Annotated in this window: 1 protein-coding gene; it reads left to right on the top strand. The window is 42.8% G+C overall.

Annotated elements, in window-relative coordinates; all coding sequences use genetic code 11:
* Nucleotides 1-98 precede the first annotated feature (98 nt).
* Nucleotides 99-1,634 (top strand): IS1182 family transposase, encoded by a 1,536-nt coding sequence (locus FPZ49_RS35055; RefSeq protein WP_144855352.1) that lies wholly within the window; start codon nucleotides 99-101, stop codon nucleotides 1,632-1,634.
* Nucleotides 1,635-1,748 lie beyond the last annotated feature (114 nt).

Genomic DNA, 1,748 nt, shown 5'->3' with positions numbered 1-1,748 from the left:
GGAGACCTCCGAAAAAGTCAGTGCCCTCATCAGAACAAAGTCCAAATATATCTATTTTAGGAATATAATAGATATAGGTTCATTAGGAGGGATTAGCGATGCTTCGTAATCACAAAGAGAAACAAATTTCAGGGTTTGATCAATATTATTATGACAAGGCCGTCCCTCAAAATCATTTATTACGTAGAATCGCTGAGCACATCAATTTTTCCTTTATTCGAGATTTGCTAGCTGAACAATACTCGGCCAATCGAGGTCGTCCTGCTGAAGAGCCGGTGTTTCTCTTTAAAATTTGTCTCTTAGAGTACTTATATAATCTCTCCGATGTTCAAGTAATCAACCACATTCAAGTGAACTTAGCCTATCGATGGTTTTTGGACCTGAATATCGATGATGAATTACCGGACGATACAACCATTAGCTACTTCCGGGTTCAGCGAGTTGGACTGGAAAAATTCCAAGATATTTTTCAGCGCTTAGTTGATCAATGCATCGAACAAGGCTTTATTTCTACTCAATCCAAAAGATCTATTATGGATTCCACCCACATCATCGCCGATGTTGCTATACCCACATGGCTCTCTCTGGTTCGACAAGCTTATGAGCGAGTTCTTATCGAACTGAGAGAGATCGATCCTGAGATTTTCCAAAAGTTTGAGAATCGGATGCTTGAGCTCTGGACAGAACTCAAGGGAAAAACACGCGACGAAAAGCTGCCCGTAGTCCTGCAACTTGCGAGCGAGCTCGTAGTCGCTGCAGGACCCTTGTTACAGAGCGAGAACCATCCAAACGAAGCTCTCACATCACTCAAGAAAGTCATTTCCGACCGTGATGAGGATGCTACGGATCGAATTATTAGTGTTGTAGACACAGAAGCACGTACGGGGCACAAGTCAGATATGCGCAAAATCCAGGGTTATAAGGATCATATCATGATGGACGAAGAAACCGAGATCATCACGGCGGTTAAAGTCACCCCGGCAAATGCTGAAGATGGTGATCAACTGGTTGATCTTATCACACAATTTCAAGATAATTATGGATTCTTGCCCAAAGAACTCTCTGCGGACAAAGGTTACTGGTTCGGCAAAAATCTCCGCTTTCTCCAAGAGAATAGCATCCTGGGCCATATTAGTTGGATGAAGACGAAGCAGCAGGTTTCGGGTTTATTTACTCCTGAGGATTTTCAATTCGATGCGGAGACCATGCAAGTAACTTGTCCTCATGGTGTGGTGAGCAAGAAATTCAGAGATCGGACTAAAGAAGAACGAAAAGGTTATGAGTATCGTTTTACGAAAACCCAGTGTCAAGGTTGTCCATTAAGAGCTAAGTGTACAACCAGCAAGACAGTTCGTAACGTATTCATTAGCACTTATTATGCAGAATTCCAACAGGCTCGGGAACATTACAAGACTGATGCATATAAAGCGGCCAGCAAACAACGTTGGCTTATCGAACGACGTCATGCGGATAAGGTAAGAAATCATGGTCTTAGACGCAGCAGATATCGCGGCTTAGAGAGAACTTATATCCATTCATTGATGAGCACGATTGCTTCTAACGTTAAGAGAATGACAAAGCTAATTGCGGAAAAACGACAACGGGATCAGTCTGCCCTTTTGGTCACTTCCTAAGGGGAAGTAAGATTAAAGTAGGGACTATTCAACAGGAATTCAGCCCAAAAACGGCTCAGAATAACCCAATTTGATGACACACATCATTTGGGGCCCACTTTTTCGGAGGTCTCC

This window comes from Paenibacillus cremeus (genome assembly GCF_007786445.1).
Lineage (GTDB): Bacteria > Bacillota > Bacilli > Paenibacillales > NBRC-103111 > Paenibacillus_G > Paenibacillus_G cremeus.
The sequence above is the reverse complement of the archived record's forward strand: the minus strand, read 5'-3'. Positions and strand labels throughout refer to the sequence as shown.

What these genes read in the sequence shown, in the direction of transcription:
- FPZ49_RS35055 (WP_144855352.1), top strand. Translation starts at nt 99, where the DNA reads ATGCTTCGTAATCACAAAGAGAAACAAATTTCAGGGTTTGATCAATAT.